Here is a 19597-nt window from a genome sequence, read left to right on the forward strand (position 1 = left end):
CTAGTGGGCCGGCGCGGAAGTCCCGAATGCCTACGGGACTTCTGCAACGGTACACTAGCCCCCGTCCCTCATTCTCCCACCCCGTCCCGTCAAGCTCGTCGGCTCGCCGGTCAAGCGCAGTAGCAATACCGCGGCCCTCGTTATCGCGCGCGGAAACGTGCGCACGTCCATCGTCTCTTCGGTCGTGTGTCCGCCCTCTCCGTGCGGGCCCAGGCCGTCGATCGCGTCCACGTAGGGCGCTACGAACGACACGTCCGCCGCGCCCCGTGCTCCCGGGTCGTGGGGGTGGATCGGCCCGTACCCCAGGTCCTGCGACACCGCGCTGAGCCGCTCCAGGAGGGCCACGTTCCCTTGCGTGGGGGGCATGGAGGGGTAGCCCTCGTCGAACTCGATGGTGGCGCTGGTGTGGGGAAGATGCTGCGCCACGATCGCGTGCATTTTGTCCTTGGCGCGCTCCAGCTGCTCACTGGAAATCGTGCGAATGCCCCCGTGTACGATCACGTCCTGCGCGACGATGTTCGTCTTGCCCGAGAGCGTGCCCCGAACCTCGTCGCGGTCGTAATCGAGGGCCGTTCCGCCCAGGATCACGCCCGGATTGAAGGTCAGGTACTGCTCGCCGCGCACGTGCGAGTAGAAGCCGTCCAGAATGCGCGCGGCCTCGAAGATCGCGCCCGCGCCCACGTCGTCCTTGAAAATCGTGGACGAGTGGTTGCGCCTTCCGCTGACCCGCAGCAGCCACTTGGTCGAGCTGCGCCGGGCGACCACCGCGACCTCCTGCCCGTCGATCACCGAGCCGCTCTCGAAACCGAGCGCCAGGTCGCTCTCCCGCGCCGCGTCGATCAACGCCGCGCGCGCGTCGGCGAGGGGCCGGCCGGGGTCTTCTTCGTCGCCGGTCATGACGACCCGTATGGTCGTGCCCTCCAGCGCGCCGACAGCGGCCAGCGCCTTGAGCGCGTATAGGATAGCGATGTTGCCGCCCTTCATGTCCTCCACCCCCGGGCCGCGTACGGTGCTGTCGTCGACGACCTCGAAGCGCTGGAAGGGACTGTCCTCCTCGAACACCGTGTCCAGGTGGCCGATCAGGAGCACGCGGGCGCCTTGCGGGTCCTGCGCGACGCGCTCCGCGACCAGGTGGCCCGAGCGTTGGAGCGCGTCCGGCTCGGCCACCCAGCGGGCGTCGAAGCCGAGCTCTTCGAAGGAGGGGATCAACGCGTCCGCCACCGCGCGCACGCCCGCGGGATTCATCGTGCCGCTGTTGATGTCGATGCTGCGGCGAAGCTCCTCCAGCGCCTCGTCGGCGTGCGCCGCCACCCAATCCGCGACCTGACGTTCCCGGTCGCTGAGCTGCGCGTGCGCGGGCGTCGCGCCCGCGATCCACAACGCCGACAGCGTCGCGGCCAGAACCGCACGGGCCATCATGGCGCCTCTCCCCCGACGGCCCGCATGAGGAGCCGGCCGATCTCGGCGTTGTCGTTGATGCCGGCGAACGCCGCCGCGCCGGCGCCCGCCGCGAACAGCGGCACCATCTCGTTGCTGTGGCTTCCGGTCGTGTAGTCGGCCACGTCCCTGCCGTCCTCCCGCTCCAGCGCGAGCCCGCCGGTCTCGTGATCGGCGGTGACCACGATCAGCGTCTGGGGGTTGTCCGCCAGGTAGTCCAGCGCGACCCCGATGGCCGCGTCCAGATCCAGCATCTCCGCCGCGACCGACTCGAGAGACTCGTTGCCGTGCTGGCGCCAGTCGGGCTGTGATCCCTCGATCACGAGGAGGAAGCCGTCATCGTCCTTGGCCACCACCGCGAGGGCGGCCGAGGTCATGGCGTCGAGCGTCGGCGCGCGTCCCTCGATGGCTGGGTCCATGCCGTCCTCGGCGAAGAGGCCGAGCAGGCGCTCAGCGTCCGCCGCGGCGTTCCACAGCACCGCCGCGTTGCGCACTACCGTGTACCGGTCCGACAGCGCGGGCAGCAGGTCGGAGGCGTCGTCGCCGCTGCCGTCGAAGTACTGGAGTCCTCCGCCGAGCAGCACCTCGATGTCCTGGGCCGCGTACTGACGCGCGATCTCGCCCGCCATGCCGCGGTCGGGTACGTGCGCGGCGAAGGACGCCGGCGTCGCGTGCGTGATAGAAGAGGTGGCGACCAATCCGGTGGACATGCCGCGGTCTTCGGCCACTTCCAGGATCGTGCGCAGCGGCTGGCGGTCCACGTCGACGCCGATCGCGCCGTTGTAGGTGCGTACGCCCGTCGCGTAGACCGTAGCGCCGGCCGCGCTGTCGGTGATGTCGAGCGTGGCGTTGCGGCTGTCGACCAGCCCCATGACCGGCATGCGCGCGACTGCGAGCCGATCCGCGGCGAACTTGGCCGCGCTCCACGACGCCACCCCGGCGCCGTCGCCGATGAAAACGAAGATGGCGCGGGCGGCGCCGTCCGAAGTGGCCGCGCGCTGGGCGGAGGCGGTCGCGGTGGCGCCGCTCGGCGCCTGCGCGGCGGCCGCGGCCGCGGCGGTGGCGCGCGGTGGCCCGCCGCCGCAGCCCGCGAGGAACGCCGCGGCCAGCAGTAGCGAAGTTCGGGACATGGGGTCCTTCCCGTTTGAGCGAGCGGGGCGAACCCGAAGACTAGGGCGCGCGCCGTCGATGGCAATGCCCCGAGCCGCCGCAAGAGTTTTCCACACATCTCTTACAGGCTCCGCGTTGATCCTGAGGCGCCGCGTCGGCACGTTTCAGACATGGTGAAACCATCAACCGGGCCGTGGCGCTTCGGTACGCCGGTCCTGCTCCTGCTGCTCGGCATAGGGGTCATGGCGGCGGCCGCGTTCCAGGCGCACCAGGCCGTGCGGTCCCAGCGCGCGACCGTCGAAGAGGCGCTACGGGATTACGCGGTCGTGACCGCGTGGAGCCTCGGGCATCACCTCGAGTCAGAGCTCGGCGACGCTGTGTGGGAGCACCTGCAGGCGGTCAACCACGGCGAGGGAGTCCATTCATCGCCGAGCATCCCGCCCGCGCACGACCTCGGACACTATCTCGACTGGGACTCGGCGGGGTGCCTGTGCCACCGGCCCGACCATCCGGTGGAGGCCTACTTCGGCTTCACCCTGGGGTCCGACACCATTCAGGTCGCCCCCAATCTCTACGCCGGCCCCGGGCTGGGCGTCGTGGTCGATCGCGAATTCCAGCTCTTTCGGGAGGCCGAGGGACACCCCGCGCGTGAGCCGCGAGCCTATCCGACCTCCGAGCTGCGCTGGCTGCAGGAGGCGCTGACCGAGAGCGCGCGAAACGACTACTCGCAGGACTGGCGCTTCGCGTTCGTGACCGGCGAGGTGGCCGGCCGGTCCCTGGTCACCGCCTACACGGTCATGCCGACGTCGTGGGGCGACACCGTGCTGTACGCGCTCGAGCTGGCGCCCGTCGCGCTCGCCGCGCTCGCCGACGGGGTTCTGGACGACCAGGACATCCTGCCGCCGGCGTTCACGCGCGAGTTGGGCGCCCGCGGGATACTGGACGCCCGGCTCTCCGACGCGGAGGGGCGGCTCCTCTGGGCGACGGAGGGTAGCGCCCCAGCGGATTCCGCGCGGCTGCACAGGACTACGCGACCGCTGCCGCCGCAGTTCGGCGAGATGGCGCTGACGGCGTCGATCAGGCCGGAGGCCGTGGGGTCGCTGCTGATCGGCGGCGTGCCCAGATCCCGCCTGCCGATCCTGCTGGCGATGCTGGCCCTCGCTACCGCGCTCGCGCTGTTCGCGTTCGGGCAGATGCGGCGCGAATCCAGGCTCGCCTCGGAGCGCGCGGCGTTCGTGTCCAGCGTCTCTCACGAGCTGCGCACGCCGCTGGCGCAGATGCGGCTCTACCTGGACACGCTCCGGCTGGGCCGGGCCACCTCCGAACAGGCTGTGCACAAATCGCTCGGCCTCATCGATCGAGAGACGACGCGGCTCGCCAACCTCGTGGACAACGTGCTGCGATTCTCGCGGCCCGAGTCGGATGTCGCGCGCGCCGCCTCGACGCTCGACCTGTCCTCCGAGGCGCGCGACGCCGTGCGCGGCTTCGGACCTCTGGCAGAGGCGCGTCGGGTGCGGATCGTCGAAGAAATCGAGCCGGACCTGGCGGTGCGCGCGGATCGCGACGGCGTACGCCAGATAGCGATCAACTTCCTGGACAACGCGGTGAAATATGGTCCGCCGGAGCAGTCGGTCACGGTGCGGGTGCGCGCGGCGGGAGCAGGGCGCGCCCGCCTGGAGGTGGAGGACGAGGGGCCGGGCGTTCCCGAGGACGAGCGAGACGCGATCTGGCTGGCCTTCCGGCGCGGCGACGGGCCATCCGCGGCCGCCGTGGGCGGAAGCGGCATCGGCTTGTCGGTGGTCAGGGACATCGCGGAACGCTGCGGCGGGGCCACCTGGGTGGAGGAGGCGGCCGGCGGGGGCGCACTGTTCGTGGCGGAGTTCGACCGTGCTTGACCAGGCGGGAGTGGCCGCCGACCCAAGCGCCGCGACGATCCTGCTGGTCGAGGACAACGAAGACCTCGCGGAGGGGTTGCGCTACAACCTGGAGCTGGAGGGCTACCGCGTCCTGCACGCCGCCGACGGAGGCGAGGGCCTGCGGCTGGCGGGAGAGTCCGACCCCGACCTCGTGATCCTGGACCTCATGCTGCCCGACCTGGACGGGTTCCAGGTGCTCCGATCGCTGCGCGGCGACGGCAGCAACGCTCCCGTCCTCATCCTGACCGCGCGCGGCGCCGAAGAGGACCGTGTACGCGGCTTCCGGCTGGACGCCGATCAGTTCGTGACCAAGCCGTTCCATCTGCTCGAGCTGCTGGAACGCGTGCAGTCGCTGCTGCGGAGGCATTCGGGCCGCGACCGCGACATCGAAGAGACGTTGAGCTTCGGCGACGTGACCATCGACACCGCGTCGCACACGGTGCGGAAGGACAGCCGCGCGGTGTCGCTGACCCCGCGCGCCTATCAGCTCATGCTCGCCCTCATCGCCCGAGGGGGGGCGGTGGCGACCCGCCAGGACCTGCTGCGCGAGGTGTGGGGTCATCGCGCCGAGGTGCTCACCAGAACCGTCGATTCACACGTCGCGGAGCTGCGGCGCAAGCTCGAGGACGATCCTTCCAGGCCGGTCCACTTCATGACCGTCTGGAAGGTGGGCTATCGATTCGAAGAATGAGGAGATCATCGATGTCGAAGTATCCGACCGGGGCGGCGGTGCTGCTTGCGGGTCTTGCCATGATCGTGACTACGCCGGCCGTCGCTCAGCAGGATCACGAGGTGGACCACGCGAACGTGCCGGTGGTCCTTGAACGCGGCTGCGAGGTCGCGATAGCGCTGGCTGCATCGCCGGATCATCTGCGCGAAGAGGCAGGCGTCTGGGCGTACGACGGTGAGGGCTTCGTGCGCCACCGCGAGAGCGGCAACGGCTTCGACTGCATAGTCAACCGGGATCACGCGCGCGCGCTGAAGCCGGTGTGCTTCGACGCCGAGGGGGCGCGCACGATAGTGCCCAAGATACGCCGCTTCGGCGAACTGCTGGCGCAAGGGCAGGACCCCGGCGAAATCAACGCGAGCATCGAAGCGACCTTCGAGCGCGGCGAGTTCGAGTCGCCCGCGCGGCCGGGGGTCGCGTTCATGCTCTCGAACTACAACCGCCCCGCCGGCGCCAACGGTGTGGGTTGGTTCCCGCCGCACGTGATGTACTACGCGCCCAACCTGACCAACGCGGACATCGGTTTCGCGCCCGGAACGGCGCGTGGCGTGCCAGGCCTCCCGTTCGTGGCCTATCAGGGCCCGCAGGGATACCTCGTCGCCCTCGATTCGCGCGCCGCTGAGCAGCCCAGGACGGCGCTGCCCGAGTGCGAAGGGCAGGTCGACCCCCCGCCGCAGCAGCAGTAGCCACGAAACCTCCATGGAAGTGGCGAAATCCTGTTACACAAGTGGCGCCAATCCACAGCCACTCGCGGGGCTTCGGGCACCATCGTTCCAGGACGTGAGCGGGCGCGGGAACCGGGCGCCCGACCAGGCTTTCACCGCGTGAGAGATGAGGCGGGAATGCGCGATGGATCTGCGGGACTCAGGCTGGCTGGCGCGGCGGTGCTCGCCACGGCGGTGTTGACCGTCGTCGTTGGCGCCGCCGGGTTCGAGGCGGGACCGACCTACGACGGCGAGGGCAACCTCAATCTGCCCCACGATCTCTACGAGTGGATCCTCGTCGGATCGTCGATCGGGCTCGGCTACAACGAGGACGCGCCCCAGACCGCGGCCGGCGAGGCGCCCGGCTTCTTCCACAACGTGTTGATGGAGCCTTCGTCCTACAGCCACTACGCCGAGACCGGTGACTTCAAGGAAGGCACCATGCTCGCGCTCATGATGTACGAGCCTGGCGTGCAGGCCGCGCCGCGCGAGAACGGCTTCTACGAGGAGCGCTTCGTGGCGATGGAAATAGCGGTGAAGGACGCCGAGCGTTTCGAGGACGGCTGGGGCTACACGAACTTCGTCATCGAGGACGAGGTGCCGTCGGCGACCGGTGAGGCGATGCCGCCCGGCAACGGCTGCTTCGAGTGCCACGCCGAGCACGCTGGCAACGACAACGTGTTCGTGCAGTTCTACCCTGCCATCCGGCGCCTGGACCGGGAGCGCGAGCAGTGAGCCGGCCGGGCATCTGCCGGCGCGGCTTCCTGGCCGCCGCGGGGGCGTGCCTGGGGCACCTGTGGCTGGCCCCGCGCGAGGCGTGGGCGCTGGGGGGCGGCAGCGGCCGGCCCGCTCGACGAGTCGTGGCGCGCGAGGGCTGGGGCGAGCTGGAGGAGGTCGCCGATGGCATCTGGGCGCTCATATCCACGCCGCTATCCGGCCATCCCGACGCCGGGCGCACGGTCTCCAACGGCGGCATCATCGCCGGGCGCAGCGCCGTGCTGGTGGTGGAGGCGTTTTCTCAGCCCGAAGGGGCTTCCTGGCTGGCGGAACGCGCCAAGGAGCTGACCGGGCGGATGCCGGACCGGGTCGTGCTGACGCACCACCACGGCGACCACACGAGCGGCGTCCCGGGCTACTTCCCCGGCGGCGAGGACGGCCCCGAGGTCCTGTCGACCGCCCCCGTGAAGGCGCGACTGATGGGGCAGGGAGGAATCTCGTCCGCGCGCTCGGCGCGCATCCAGGACACGCTTTCGACCGAGAGTCTGGCGATGTTCGACCTGGGCGGGAAGATGGTCCACGTCTTCCCGCGCGACGGCCACACGGGCAGCGACGTCACGGTCGAGGTCATGGATCCGGCGGTGGTGTTCGGCGGCGACCTGATCTGGAACCGCCTGTTCCCGAACTACGTGCACGCGACGCCGTCGCGACTGAATCTGGCCGTGGACGCCATCATGGCCGAGGGTGAGCGCGTGCTGGTGCCAGGCCACGGGCCCATCCCGACCTGGGACGAGGCGCGGCAGTACCGCGAGTTGTTGGGGTTGGTCGAGGACGCCGCCCGGCGCGGGCACGAGGCGGGGCATTCCGCGGCCGAGGCGGCGGCAGGGTTCTCCATCCCGGACTCCCTGGGCGAGTGGACTTTCTTCTCGGATCGGTACGTCGAGGTGGCGGTCGGGGCGTGGTACAAGGAGCTGGAGGGCTAGCCCCTCCGGCGCGCACGCCACTGGCGTGCCCGCGGCGGCTACGGACCACTCAACGGCGCTGGGTGCGCCCCCCGAAGCGCCATGAAACGACTCTCTACTCTTCTCCCGATTGCCGGCGTCGCAGCGCTCGCCGTCGCCGGCAATTCAGTGGCCCAGTCGGGGTCGCCAACGGCTGAGGAGCTGGAGCTGCTGATCGATCCGATATTCTCCCACATAATGGCGGATCAGAATATCCCCGGTGCCGTCTTCGTGATGGTGAAAGACGGCCGGATCCTCCTCAAGAAGGGTTACGGGCACAGCGATCTGGCCGGTGATCGCAGGGTTGACCCGGACCTGACGATATTTCGGATCGGCTCGATCACGAAGACCTTCACTGCAACAGCCGTCATGCAGCTGGTGGATCGAGGACTGATAGACCTGGAAGCGGACGTCAATCGCTACCTGTCGCACGTCCAGGTGCCTCCGACCTTTTCTGAGCCGGTGACTGTTGCCGACCTACTGAGGCACACATCCGGCTTTGATGAAATCGGTCCCGGCCGACAAGCGTTCTCGGAGGCGGAATTGCAGTCGCTGTCGGAGTTCCTGAGAGATCGCCTGATCAGAGTCCGGCCTCCAGGCGACGTTCCAGCATACTCGACGTACGGAATCGCGCTAGCCGGCCTGCTGGTAGAGGAGATTACCCGCCAACCACTCGACGCCTATCTACAGGACAACCTGTGGCAGCCGCTCGGCATGGACCGGACGAGCATCCGGATTCCCACCGCGTTGGAGCAGGATGTCGCCGTCGGATATGAATATGAAGGCGAGAGGAATCGTGCTCAGCCCTGGGAGTGGTATCAGACCTACCCTGCTTCAGATATCAACAGCACAGCGGCGGACATGGCAAAATACATGATCGCGCATCTGCGGGACGGGGCATACAGAGATGTTCGTATGTTGAGTGACGCATCCGCCCGGGAGATGAAGACATTGCAGGCGACCGGCCATCCCCGGGTGAGCGGCTTCGGCTATGGTTTCTACGAGAACCTGTGGGCTGGCCAGCGCACGATCGACCATGGCGGCGACATGCTGGGGTTCAGCGCATACTTGCTGATGATCCCCGAACACGACGCTGGTGTCTTCATCGCACATCACCACGAAGGCGAGCGCCTCCGTTACGATGTGGTGTCTGCGATAATGGAGCGGTTTTACCGGCGTGCCCCGGGATTTGAGATCCCAGAGCCGAGCGGTGCTTCGAAGACGAACGGGGAGTTTGCAGGTACTTACCGGTGGCTGTCCAGCTGTAAGACATGCTCAGGTGGAGATCCGGGGGTGACGTGGAACATCACCGCCAACGAAGACGGCTCATTGTCCATGATCGGGCGGCGCTTCATTCAGGTCGAGCCACTATTCTTTGCGAGTGAGGACGGTAATCTACGACTGGGTTTCCGTCGCGACGAGGCAGGCGGAATCAGCCATTTGTTTCTCGGCAATCAGGATTCGTTTGAGAAGATAGAAGGCTGAAACTCTGAGGTGTGGGCCTCTCAGCCCCCCATCGCCCGGATCAGCTCGTCGTTGCGCGGGTCATCGGCGAACCGCGAGAGAATCGGGTCGTCGGTGAGGTGACGCACCGAGAGTTCGGAGGGCACGTGAGCGTGTTGGTCGAGCTCCTCGAAGAACCCGTCGGCCATGCCGAGCACGGCCCAGCCACGAGCCCGCTCCCTCGCCACGAAATCCCCGTCGGCGTGGACTTCTCCAAACCACCTGCACGAAGAGCCAGGCTACCGCCAGGTAGACGATGGCCACGCGCGCGACCTTGCGGCGCTTGAGCTCCTCCAGGAACGACCCTCGCGTGGAAGGCGGTTCGGTCATGGGACCGGTCACGTGATCCGGGTCAGTCTTGTCAGCGAGAAATCGGGGCACGGCGGGAGTATCGTCCCTGATCGACCGCGATTCAACGATGGAGCACGTTCTGCCAGTGCAGGTTCCGGCCCGCTGGAAGAGTCAGCGCAGAGGCCACAGCTCCACGGACCCGCCGGCGACGAGGTGCGGGGCCTCCGAAGCGACCGCCCTCGCGTCCGCGAAATCACGGGCGGTGATGATCATGTAGCCGTCCAGCGCTACGCTGCCGGTTAGACCGAAATCAGCCGGGGTGGGCCCTACCCAAGCCCCGGGTTCTCGCCCCATGGCCGCTCCGTCCACCATTCGCTGCTGGCTCTGCAGCCCGCCGGCCCAGGTGCCCACGGCGCCGGTCAGCGACGAGTCGGCCTCGACCGCCGAATCGACGCCACGCATGAGCAGCAGGAAGCGCGAGCCCTCGAGCTCGGCCACCGCGGCGGGAGCCGCTCGAGATCGCTCGACAGCCACGCCCGCGGCCGCACCCGCGGCAACGAACACCAGCGCCGCGGCTGCCCGCGACCACGCCCGCCGCGGCCGTCCCGCGAACGGCCGCGTTCTCACGGACGCGGTCTCTGCCGCCGCCTGCTGCCGCAGCGCCGCCGCCATCTCCCGCAGCCGATGCGCATCGGGCTCCGGCACGTCGGCGTCGGCGAGGTCGGCCCACAGCGACTCGAACTCGCTCAGGCCGTCGGCGCACGCCGCGCAGCCCGCCAGATGCCTGTCCAGCTCCTCACGCTGCGGTGAGTCGAGTCCGTTCAGGACGGCTTCGACGATCAGGTCCGTCGCCAGTTCACACTTCATTGGCCGCTGCCTCGAAAGTCTGGATGATGGTGCGTAGACGCCGGAGGGCCCTGTGGGCCCGCACGCGCTCGGCGCCCTCGGTCGTGCCGAGGCGTTCGGCGATCTCCGCGTAGGAGAGTCCGTCCACCCTCTTCAGCAGGAGGACGCTTCGCTGTTCCGGAGAGAGTCGCCCCAGCGCACGGCGGACGAGATCGACCCGTTCCGGGTCGGGCCCGGGCGGGGCGAAGCGTCGGTCGTTCGATTGCTCGGTGGCCGCCCGCTCGTGGGCCGCGTCCTCCTTCTGCCGGGAGCCGATGTGGTCCAGGCATACGTTCCGGACGATGCGAAAGAGCCACGGCGCGAACGACGATCCGTCTCGGTAGCTGGCTCGGTATCGCAGCACCCGAAGAAACGACTCCTGCACCAGGTCATCGGCCGAGGCCGGGTCCCCGACCATGCGGCGGCAGAGGCCGAACGCCTTCTTCTGGTAGCGCTCGAAGAGCACGCCCAGGAAGTCCGTCTGTCCCGCCCGTACGGCCGACATGACCGACTCGTCCGAAGGAAAGCTCACGATCCTCTCATTCCTCGAGGAAACGGCGAACGCGTCGACGACGCAATACCCCAAAACTTACCGGCGGACGGTCTCCTTCGTTACGCCCCGGGCTGCTCCGTAACGTCAGGTCCGGGGATCCGGTACCGGGGGTGGACGAAACCCCCGAGACCACGGAGAGCGAAACGTGCGGAACGCCCCCGGAACGGACACGCCAAACCGATGCCTTTCCGCCTCCGCGCCCGCGCTGGCGCTGACGATCTTCGCGGCGACCCTGACCGCCACCGAGGCGGCCGGACAGGAGGACGCCTGGTTCTATCGACAAATGCCCGAAGCCGAGGAGGTCGCGCTGGCCCGCAGCGCGGCGCCGCCGAGCGTGTCCGACCGCGCGGAGATCTGGGTCATTCGTCGGGATCGCTACGAGGTGGCCGTTCCGGGCGCCAACGGGAACGCGTGCCTGGTGATCAGGGGAGGTTTCCCGGGATCGTTGGCACCGACGTGCTACGACGCCGAGGCTACCCGGACGATCCTGCCGATGGAGTTTCGGAAGCTAGAGCTCCAACTGGAGGGCAATACGCGGCCGGAAATCTTCGCGATCCTGGCGCAAGAGATGAAGGACGGCGCGCTGCCAATGCCTATCCGACCTGCCATGGCCTATATGATGTCGCCCGGCCAGCGGCTCCGGCAGGAGGACGGCGGCCTGGGCCCATGGCAACCGCACATCATGCTCTACACTCCGTTTCTCAGGCCCGAGGACATGGGCCTGGCCGAGAACTCCGAGCATGTGATGGTGATCAACGGCGGGAGCCCGCGGGCGTTCCTCATGGTGCTCGTGCCGTCCTTTACCGGCCCGATGCCTTCCTGAGCCACCGGCGCGGCGACGGATGCCGTGCCGAGCGCGCCGCGCTTGCGACGCGCCCCGGGCGCCTCGCACCTTGCCGGGGCGGAGGCGCGACAGACCCGCGACTCGAATCCCGCCCAACGGGATCCGGGTGCTCACACCACGCGCGACCCCCTGGTCGCGGGGGCCGCGGAGGCGCCTCCCACCCCAGGGACGCGGGAGATCTGATGGACCGGATCGCCACGGCGCGCGCGCCCAGCGCGTGCGCAACGGGTGTTGTCTTCGTACCCACGGCGGCCGCGTTGGCGGCCATTCTCACCCTCGCCGTAGGGACACCCGAGCGAGCGGTAGCGCAGAGTACCGCCGACGAACTGCTCACCGTCGACAAGTTCCTGGGCTTCGAGTCGGTGGCCGATCCCGTCATTTCTCCAGACGGCCGGCGTGTCGTCTACACGCGCCGCTGGGTGGACCCCGCCAAGGATCGCTGGGCCTCCACGCTGTGGCTGGTCGACGCCGACGGGCGCCGAAACCGGCAGCTCCGGGACGGCTCCTCGGCGCGCTGGTCGCCCGACGGCACGCGCATCCTCTTCGTGGACGAGGACGAAGACGGCAAGTCGCAGGTCTTCGTCCGCTGGATGGACGCGGAAGGTGCGGTCACCCAGGTGACGCGCATCGCGGAGACTCCGCGCAACCCGCAGTGGTCGCCCGATGGGCGCTCGATCGCCTTCGCGGCGCTGGTCCCGACGTCCACGTCCTGGCCCATCGACCTGCCGAGCCCGCCCGAGGGCGCGACCTGGACGAAGGCGCCGCGCATCATAGAGCGTACGCACTTCCGCGCCGATCGGCGCGGCTTCCTGGAGGAGGGCAACACGCACCTGTTCGTGGTGCCCGCCGACGGAGGCACGCCGCGGCAGGTGACCGAAGGCGAGTGGAGCGTCGGGGGCACGGGCATCGGCCTGCCCGGCGGAACGCTGTTCTGCTGGGCGCCGGACGGCGGCGAGATCGTGTTCAGCGGCCTGACCGAGGACGCCGACACGCTCTACCGGCAGACGCACGTGTACGCCGTCGATGTCGGCTCGGGGAACGTGCGCCAGATTACCGACCGCAAGGGCCTCTGGTCCGGGCCGCGCATGGCGCCGGACGGACGCACCGTGGCCTTCACGGGCTTCGAGTACACCACCCAGACCTACCGCGCGAGCGAGCTGTGGCTCGCCGACATGAAGGGCGGGGGCATGCGGTCGCTCACCGCGTCCCTCGACAGGGATCCGCAGAGCGTGAGTTGGGCGTCCGATGGGCGCGCTCTCTACTTCACCGCTCAGTCCGAGGGTAGCCAGCACCTATACCGCGTGTCCCCGGGCGGGGGCGACGCGGAGCGGCTGACCGACGGTCGGCAACTCCTGGGCCTATCCTCACTCTCCGGCAACGGCACCGCGACGGCGCTCATCCGTGGCCCCCACGAGCCCGGGGACGCCTACGTCATCCGGCTCCGCGACCCGAGCCGCCCCGTACGTGTCACTCAGGTCAACGCCGAGGTGCTCGAGCGCGTCGCGCTCGGCGAAGTGGAGGAGATTTGGTACGATGCGCCCGACGGCACGCGCGTGCAGGGGTGGATCGTCAAGCCTCCGAACTTCGATCCGGCCGAGACGTACCCGCTGATCCTGCACATCCACGGCGGGCCGCACGCCATGTACAACACCGCGTTCTCCTACTCTTTCCAGAACTACGCCGCGCGGGGTTACGTGGTGCTCTACACGAACCCGCGCGGCAGCACCGGCTACGGGACCGACTTCGGCAACGCCATCGATAACGGCTACCCGTCCGTCGACTACGACGACCTGATGGCCGGGGTCGACGAGGTCGTGGGCCGCGGCTACGTGGATTCTTCGCGCATGTATGTCACGGGGTGCAGCGGCGGCGGCGTGCTGTCGAGCTGGGTGATCGGGCAGACCGACCGCTTCGCGGCGTCCGGGGTGCGCTGCCCCGTCGTGAACTGGATGAGCTTCGCCGGCACCGCGGACATCGTCACCTGGGGCTACCATCGTTTCGACGGCTTCCCCTGGACCAACCCCGACAAGTACCTGGAGCACTCGCCGCTGATGTACGTGGGCAACGTGACCACCCCGACGGCGGTGATGACGGGGGAGTTGGACCTGCGCACGCCCATGTCGCAGAGCGAGGAGTACTTTCAGGCTCTGCGCGCGGAGGGCGTGCCGTCGGTCCTCTTCCGCTTCCAGGACGAGTACCACGGCACCGGCTCCAAGCCGTCCAACTTCATGCGCACGCAGCTCTACCTGATGAGCTGGTTCGAGCGCTGGCAGAGGGACGGGGCCGGGAACGCCGTGGAGGCGGACGGTGTCGACGAGGTGGATACGACGGAAGACTGACCGGGGGCCCCGCGAAGGGGCATCGACGGCCTGATGGACGAGTCGATGGATAGGTTCACCGCCGACCTGGAGGCCGGGCCGTTCAGGATGACCCTGCGGGCGACGAGAGCCGAAGGAATCAACACGGAGGACGTGACGTGAGCGAGTCATACAACTCTCCGGCGAACGACGGAGTCGACCGGCGCGAGGCGCTCAAGCTGGGCGCAGCCGGAATGGGGTTCGCGATGCTGGCGGGCACGGGTGCGTGCGCCCCCGTCGCGGCGGGCGCGGCCGCTCGGGGGCCCGGCTTGCGCGGCCCGAGCCCGGGCGTCGCTCCCGAGGCGCTCCTCGCGGCGCCACCGATCGACCACGTCCGCATCGGCTTCGTGGGCGTGGGCGGCATGGGCAGCGCGCACGTCGAGAACCTGCTGCGCATCGAGGGCTGCCAGATCACCGCGGTGTGCGACATCGTGCCCGAGAAGGTCACGCGCATCCAGGACCGCGTGGTGGAGGAGGGCTTCCCGAGGCCCGCGCGCTACGACCGCGGCGAGCGCGATTTCGAGCGCATGTGCGCAGAGGAAGAGCTGGACCTGGTCTACAACGCCACGCCCTGGGAGTGGCACGTGCCGATCTGCGTGTCGGCCATGGAAAACGGCAAGCACACCGCCACCGAGGTGCCCGCAGCCTATACGCTGGAGGACTGCTGGAAGCTGGTCGAGTACGCCGAACGATACGAGCGGCACTGCCTAATGATGGAGAACGTCAACTACGGCCGCATGGAAATGCTCGTCTTCCATATGGTCCGGCTGGGACTGTTCGGTGAGATACTGCACGGCGAGGGCGGCTACCTGCACGACCTGCGCGAGATCAAGTTCTCCGAGGAGGGCGAGGGCCTGTGGCGACGCGCGCACTCGATGCAGCGCGACGGCAACCTGTACCCGACGCACGGCCTGGGCCCCATCGCCAACTGCATGGACATCAACCGCGGCGACCGCTTCGCCACCCTGGTGTCCATGAGCGGTCCGTCACGGGGCCTCCAGAACTACGCGCGCGACAACTATCCGGAGGGCCACGAGAAGCGTCAGGAGACGTACGTGCTAGGCGACGTCAACGTGAGCCTGATCAAGACCGCCAACGGGCGCACGATCTACGTCGGCCACGACACCAACCTGCCGCGCCCTTACAGCCGGATACACATGGTGCAGGGGACCAAGGGCCTGTTCCAGGGCTATCCGAACCGCGTCTACGTGGAGGGCGCGAGCGAGCCGCACCGCTGGGACGAGGTCGATTCCTGGCTGGAGCAGTACGAGCACCCCCTGTGGCGGGCGATGGAGGAGCGCTCCCGCGGAGCGGGTCACGGCGGCATGGACTTCATGGAGGACTACCGGCTGATCAAGTGCCTGCACGAGGGCGAGCCCACCGACATGAACGTCTACGACGCGGCCGCGCTGAGCGCAGTCACGCCCCTGTCGGAGTGGTCGGTCGCGAACGGCAGCCAGCCGATCGAGTTCCCGGACTTCACGCGCGGACGCTGGGAAAGCTGGCCCGAGCTGGGATTGGTTGAGGCATAGGCGGGTTTGGCCTTGGCGGCCGCTGAGGGTTGGACCGAGGCATTCCGCATGCGCTACGGACGGTCTCCCACGCACGCCGTCCGCGCCCCGGGCCGGGTCAACCTGATTGGGGAGCACATCGACTATCACGGGTTGCCGGTGATGCCGTTCGCAATCGATCGGGCGGTCACGGTGCTGCTGGCACCTTCGCTCGCTGGCTCCGGTGCCGGGCGCGTCAGGATCGCCAACTCGGCCAGCGACCTGGTGGGGGACGACTTTCGTCTGTTCGAGCCGATCGTGCCGCTCGGAGGCGGCGACTGGCGCAACTATCCTCGCGCCGCGGCCAAGGCCCTGGCCGAGCACGAGTCCTCCGAGATGATCTGCACCCGCGGAGTCGATGCCCTCGTCGCTTCGGACTTGCCCACGGGAGCAGGCCTGAGTTCCTCTTCGGCGCTCGTTGTCGGGGTCGGGCTCGCGCTGGCGCACGTGAATGGCCTGGAGACGGACAGGATGGCGTTTGCCGCGCGGATGGCCCGCGCCGAGCGCTTCGTCGGCACGGAAGGCGGCGGCATGGACCAGGCCGCGTGCATGCTCTCCCGCGACCGCCACGTTTCGCTCCTCAGCTTCGAGCCGCTGTCCGTCGAGTACCTGAGGTTCCCCGAAGAGCTCTCGGTCTTGGTCGCCGACTCCGGTGACGTGGCGGAGAAGTCGGGCAGCGTGCGGGTCGCCTACAACGAGCGCCGCGCGAGCGGCGCGTCCGCCTTGGTCGCGGTGGCAGCGGCGGTTGGATACGCCGGCGCTTCCTTCGCGGAGCTATTGACGGCGTTCGATGCGCGCGAGCTCCTGGAGGCCGCGGCGGGAGTGCTGGCCGGGAACTTCGGTGACGATGTGGGCGAGGGTCGGGGCCTGCGGCGCTTCCGCCACGTCGTAACCGAGGCGCGCCGAGTGGCCAACGCCCGGGAGGCACTCGTGAATGGCGATGCAGAGCGGCTAGGAGCGCTCCTGACCGCGTCGCACGCGAGCCTGCGAGACGACTACGAGGTAAGCACGCCCTCCCTGGATGAGCTCGTCGAAGTGGCCTTGCATGCGGGTGCGTTGGGTGCACGGCTGACGGGCGCCGGGTTCGGCGGAGCGGCTATCGCGCTCGTGAACGCCGCGGACGAAGAGGCGGTCCGAGCTGCGTTGGAGGTTGTCGCGGGTGCGGACGCCGTCATGTCGGCGCGGCCCTCGGGCGGCGCAACGGTCAGGGCGCTGTGAGGCTCCTCAGTCCACCAGTCGGATGCTCGGCAGCAGTCGGAAGACACCCACCGTCGCGGCCGCGGCGATGGTGAGAGCGACCAGCCCACGCCCTACCTGGCCGTAAAGCAGCAACCCCGTCCCGAATAGCGCCGCGTACACCAGCACGCACCCCAGGAACCACGCCAACAACGGCGTCGCGAAGCTGCCTTCGCCGTCCGTCGTCGCCGCGCTTCTTCCCACAACAGCCCTCCACCCCGGCCCGATCGGCCTGATCTTCTTATGGAACGCGCGCAGCGTGGCCTCGTCATCCGGCTGGGTCAGGAAAGTCACGGCGAGCCACCCTACCGACGTCACCGCAACCCCGATCACGAGCTCCAGCGAGGGGTTCAGATCCACGTACTGCATGATCACCGCGACGACGAACGAGACGACCATCGCGCTGATCTCGCTCCACGCGTTGATGCGCCACCAGAACCAGCGGAGCAGGAAGACGAGGCCCGTTCCCGCGCCGATCTGCAGCATGAGCTGGAACGCCTGCAGGGCGTTCTCAAGCCACAGCGCCACGATCGACGCGAGCACGATCAGCCCCACCGTCGCGAGCCGCCCGGCCCGCACGTACGCGGCCTCCGTGCGCTCCCTGGCCACGAAACGGCGGTAGAAGTCGTCCACTACGTACGACGCGCCCCAGTTCAGGTGCGTGCTGATGGTGGACATGTAGGCGGCTGCCAGCGAGGCGGCCACCAGTCCCAGCAGCCCGTGGGGGACGAACACGAGCATGGCTGGATACGCCATGTCGTTGCCGACGAGGGTGGGGTCGACGTCCGGGAAGGCCGCCAGAATCGACGCCAGGTCCGGGTACACGATCAGAGACGCGAGCCCCACCAGGATCCATGGCCACGGCCGCACCGCGTAGTGCGCGACGTTGAACCAGAGCGTGGCCTTGAGCGCGTGGCTCTCGTCCCGGGCGGCGAGCATGCGCTGCGCCGCGTAGCCTCCGCCGCCCGGCTCTGAGCCGGGGTACCAAGTGCTCCACCACTGCACGGCGATCGGCACGATGAACACCGCGGCCGCGGTGCTCCAGTCGGTGAAGTCGGGGAGGAACGATAGCCGGGGGGCCACGTCCGGGTGGGAGACGAGCCCGGCCAGGCCGCCCACGTCGGGGTGGCCGAGGGCGTAGTAGGCGGCGGCCACGGCTCCGATCATCGCGATCACGAACAGGAGCAGATCCGTCACCACCACTCCCCACAAGCCCGAGGTGGCTGAGTAGAGCACCGTCAGGGCGCCGGCGACGAGCACCACCTCGTACTTGTCTGCGCCCAGAAGCACGCCCCCGATCTTGATTGCGGCGAGCGTGACCGTGGCCATGATGACCACGTTGAAGAAGACCCCCAGGTAAAGCGCGCGGAAACCCCGCAGGAAGGCCGCCGGACGGCCCGAGTAGCGGAGCTCGTAGAAGCCGACGTCGGTGAAGACATCCGAGCGTCGCCACAGCCGGGCGTAGAAGAACACCGTGGCCATGCCCGTGAGCAGGAACGCCCACCAGGCCCAGTTCTGGCTCACTCCGCCCGAGCGCACGAGGTCGGCGACCAGGTTGGGAGTGTCCGTGGAGAACGTCGTGGCGACCATCGACGTACCCAGCAGCCACCACGGCATCGTCCGGCCCGCCAGGAAGAACTCGCTCGTGTCCGAGCCCGCGCGGCGCGCGAAGTAGAGACCCACCGACACGGCGATCACCAGGTACGCTGCCAGGACGGTCCAGTCCAGCGTGTTCAGCTGCATGCGCCAAGGTCCGCCGGATAGACGCCGTCGGCAACGAGTCGAGCGATCCGGGCTCGCGCGACGGGCAGGTCGGCCCGCGAGGTGAGCCCGAACGGGACCTCGTCGGTCTCCAGGAGCCGCACCTGCGCCTCGCCATTTCGAAGCAGCCGGTCGACCGCCGCGGGGAGCATGAACTCGTCGTCAGGCCCCGGGACGGACGCGATGAACTCGCGCCAGAGGGTCTCGAGCGGAGGCAGGATCGCCGGGCACAAACCCCAGAGGTTCATTGAGACGAGGGCCTCCGGACCGAGCTTCGCGACGCGGCCATCCCCGGTCCTGCCCACGAAGCCTGCACCACCCCCCTCGCTCGCTGCGCGCACCTCGAAGAGTTCCTCGATCCCGGTGAGCCATCCGCCCCGGGATCGGCACAGCGCGCGCGACACCCCCTGCGAGAATCGCAGGGTCCGCTCGAGCCGGTATGCGATCACTGCCGTCCGCTCGTCGCCCGTCTCATCCGAGCACAGGAACTCGCCGAGCGCCATGATGGCGCGGCGACCGTAGAAGTCGTCCGCGTTGGCGACCGCGAAGCTGGCCTCGCCTACGACGTTCCCGGCGGAGAGCACCGCGTGCGCGGTCCCCCACGGCCTGGTCCTGCCCGCGGCGGGTGGCTGCTCGGTCGCCTCGACCGTCAGACCCGCCGGCGCGAACCTGGTGACCAGGGCGGCCAGGGGGTCGGCCATCCCGGGCGGTGAGACGATCACGGCGCGCCGGAAGCCAGCTAGCGCCGCGTCGTAGAGCGCATAGGCCGCCAGAGGCTCGCCCATTGGGCCCACGGGTTCGAGTTGCTTCGGCCCCCCGAACCTGGCGCCGCGCCCGCCCGCCAGGATGAGGATCGCGATGTCGTCGTCGTCGGCTCGTATCACCCGCCCAACAGACGCGGCGCGGTGCCTGGAGGAAAGCCCGGGACGCCGGCCGGCGATTCGCCAGACCGGTAAACGGAGCGCACCGTGCTTGCGTCACATGCCCGAGAACCGGAAGGAGGAC

The 19597-nt window shown here is 68.9% G+C and carries 17 protein-coding genes; 10 read left to right on the forward strand and 7 right to left on the reverse strand.

Features of this window, described 5'->3' with window-relative positions:
• Positions 1-54 precede the first annotated feature (54 nt).
• Both ABFS34_00945 and ABFS34_00950 read right to left on the reverse strand, forming a co-directional pair.
• Positions 55-1419, reverse strand: coding sequence for a M20/M25/M40 family metallo-hydrolase (locus tag ABFS34_00945; protein MEN8373995.1), 1365 nt, complete (start codon positions 1417-1419; stop codon positions 55-57).
• Positions 1416-2567, reverse strand: a complete 1152-nt coding sequence (locus ABFS34_00950) for an alkaline phosphatase (GenBank protein MEN8373996.1) — start codon at positions 2565-2567, stop codon at positions 1416-1418. Before ABFS34_00950 ends, ABFS34_00945 begins: the two co-directional genes overlap by 4 nt.
• A gap of 150 nt (positions 2568-2717) precedes the next feature.
• Here ABFS34_00950 and ABFS34_00955 point away from each other — a divergent pair, with 150 nt between their 5' ends.
• From ABFS34_00955 to ABFS34_00980, 6 genes are all read left to right on the forward strand, one after another.
• Positions 2718-4442, forward strand: coding sequence for a HAMP domain-containing sensor histidine kinase (locus tag ABFS34_00955; protein ID MEN8373997.1), 1725 nt, complete (start codon positions 2718-2720; stop codon positions 4440-4442).
• Positions 4435-5154 carry a response regulator transcription factor gene (locus ABFS34_00960; protein ID MEN8373998.1) on the forward strand — a complete coding sequence of 240 codons (720 nt, stop codon included), beginning with the start codon at positions 4435-4437 and terminating at the stop codon, positions 5152-5154. The genes ABFS34_00955 and ABFS34_00960 overlap by 8 nt, the downstream gene beginning before the upstream one ends.
• A gap of 11 nt (positions 5155-5165) precedes the next feature.
• A complete protein-coding gene (locus ABFS34_00965) occupies positions 5166-5876 on the forward strand; it encodes a hypothetical protein (GenBank protein ID MEN8373999.1) in 711 nt (236 codons plus the stop codon).
• A 156-nt stretch (positions 5877-6032) separates the two neighbouring features.
• Positions 6033-6629 (forward strand): cytochrome P460 family protein, encoded by a 597-nt coding sequence (locus ABFS34_00970; GenBank protein ID MEN8374000.1) that lies wholly within the window; start codon positions 6033-6035, stop codon positions 6627-6629.
• On the forward strand, positions 6626-7594 hold the full coding sequence (locus ABFS34_00975) for an MBL fold metallo-hydrolase (GenBank protein ID MEN8374001.1): 969 nt from the start codon (positions 6626-6628) through the stop codon (positions 7592-7594). Before ABFS34_00970 ends, ABFS34_00975 begins: the two co-directional genes overlap by 4 nt.
• 81 nt (positions 7595-7675) lie before the next feature.
• Complete coding sequence (locus tag ABFS34_00980) at positions 7676-9097, forward strand: serine hydrolase domain-containing protein (protein ID MEN8374002.1); 1422 nt, start codon at positions 7676-7678, stop codon at positions 9095-9097.
• A gap of 20 nt (positions 9098-9117) precedes the next feature.
• Here ABFS34_00980 and ABFS34_00985 read toward each other — a convergent pair whose 3' ends face one another.
• The 3 genes from ABFS34_00985 to ABFS34_00995 form a co-directional block, all read right to left on the reverse strand.
• Complete coding sequence (locus ABFS34_00985; GenBank protein ID MEN8374003.1) at positions 9118-9303, reverse strand: hypothetical protein; 186 nt, start codon at positions 9301-9303, stop codon at positions 9118-9120.
• 274 nt (positions 9304-9577) lie between these two features.
• The gene (locus ABFS34_00990; GenBank protein MEN8374004.1) at positions 9578-10273 is read right to left on the reverse strand and encodes a zf-HC2 domain-containing protein; all 696 of its coding nucleotides are present in this window, start codon (positions 10271-10273) and stop codon (positions 9578-9580) included.
• Positions 10263-10823: an RNA polymerase sigma factor gene (locus ABFS34_00995; protein ID MEN8374005.1), complete on the reverse strand. Its 561-nt coding sequence runs from the start codon at positions 10821-10823 to the stop codon at positions 10263-10265. Before ABFS34_00995 ends, ABFS34_00990 begins: the two co-directional genes overlap by 11 nt.
• Before the next feature lie 166 nt (positions 10824-10989).
• On the opposite strand from ABFS34_00995, the gene ABFS34_01000 reads away from it, so the two are divergent.
• The 4 genes from ABFS34_01000 to galK all read left to right on the forward strand — a co-directional run bounded on the left by ABFS34_01000 (position 10990) and on the right by galK (position 16813).
• Complete coding sequence (locus ABFS34_01000; protein MEN8374006.1) at positions 10990-11667, forward strand: hypothetical protein; 678 nt, start codon at positions 10990-10992, stop codon at positions 11665-11667.
• Positions 11668-11870: 203 nt separating this feature from the next.
• On the forward strand, positions 11871-14027 hold the full coding sequence (locus ABFS34_01005; protein MEN8374007.1) for a S9 family peptidase: 2157 nt from the start codon (positions 11871-11873) through the stop codon (positions 14025-14027).
• Positions 14028-14164: 137 nt separating this feature from the next.
• Complete coding sequence (locus ABFS34_01010; GenBank protein MEN8374008.1) at positions 14165-15577, forward strand: Gfo/Idh/MocA family oxidoreductase; 1413 nt, start codon at positions 14165-14167, stop codon at positions 15575-15577.
• Positions 15578-15589: 12 nt separating this feature from the next.
• Entirely contained in the window at positions 15590-16813 is a 1224-nt protein-coding gene (gene galK, locus ABFS34_01015; GenBank protein ID MEN8374009.1) for a galactokinase, read from the forward strand.
• Positions 16814-16819: 6 nt separating this feature from the next.
• Here the strand turns inward: galK and ABFS34_01020 are convergent, their stop codons facing one another.
• The gene (locus tag ABFS34_01020) at positions 16820-18574 is read right to left on the reverse strand and encodes a sodium:solute symporter family protein (GenBank protein MEN8374010.1); all 1755 of its coding nucleotides are present in this window, start codon (positions 18572-18574) and stop codon (positions 16820-16822) included.
• Positions 18565-19476 (reverse strand): NTP transferase domain-containing protein, encoded by a 912-nt coding sequence (locus ABFS34_01025; protein MEN8374011.1) that lies wholly within the window; start codon positions 19474-19476, stop codon positions 18565-18567. Before ABFS34_01025 ends, ABFS34_01020 begins: the two co-directional genes overlap by 10 nt.
• Positions 19477-19597 lie beyond the last annotated feature (121 nt).

The sequence above is a fragment of the Gemmatimonadota bacterium genome (assembly GCA_039715185.1).
Taxonomy (GTDB): domain Bacteria; phylum Gemmatimonadota; class Gemmatimonadetes; order Longimicrobiales; family RSA9; genus DATHRK01.

What these genes read in the sequence shown, in the direction of transcription:
- ABFS34_01020 (MEN8374010.1), bottom strand. Translation starts at nt 18,574, where the DNA reads ATGCAGCTGAACACGCTGGACTGGACCGTCCTGGCAGCGTACCTGGTG.
- ABFS34_00950 (MEN8373996.1), bottom strand. Translation starts at nt 2,567, where the DNA reads ATGTCCCGAACTTCGCTACTGCTGGCCGCGGCGTTCCTCGCGGGCTGC.
- ABFS34_00990 (MEN8374004.1), bottom strand. Translation starts at nt 10,273, where the DNA reads ATGAAGTGTGAACTGGCGACGGACCTGATCGTCGAAGCCGTCCTGAAC.
- ABFS34_00955 (MEN8373997.1), top strand. Translation starts at nt 2,718, where the DNA reads ATGGTGAAACCATCAACCGGGCCGTGGCGCTTCGGTACGCCGGTCCTG.
- ABFS34_00965 (MEN8373999.1), top strand. Translation starts at nt 5,166, where the DNA reads ATGTCGAAGTATCCGACCGGGGCGGCGGTGCTGCTTGCGGGTCTTGCC.
- ABFS34_00970 (MEN8374000.1), top strand. Translation starts at nt 6,033, where the DNA reads ATGCGCGATGGATCTGCGGGACTCAGGCTGGCTGGCGCGGCGGTGCTC.
- ABFS34_01005 (MEN8374007.1), top strand. Translation starts at nt 11,871, where the DNA reads ATGGACCGGATCGCCACGGCGCGCGCGCCCAGCGCGTGCGCAACGGGT.
- ABFS34_00945 (MEN8373995.1), bottom strand. Translation starts at nt 1,419, where the DNA reads ATGATGGCCCGTGCGGTTCTGGCCGCGACGCTGTCGGCGTTGTGGATC.
- ABFS34_00980 (MEN8374002.1), top strand. Translation starts at nt 7,676, where the DNA reads ATGAAACGACTCTCTACTCTTCTCCCGATTGCCGGCGTCGCAGCGCTC.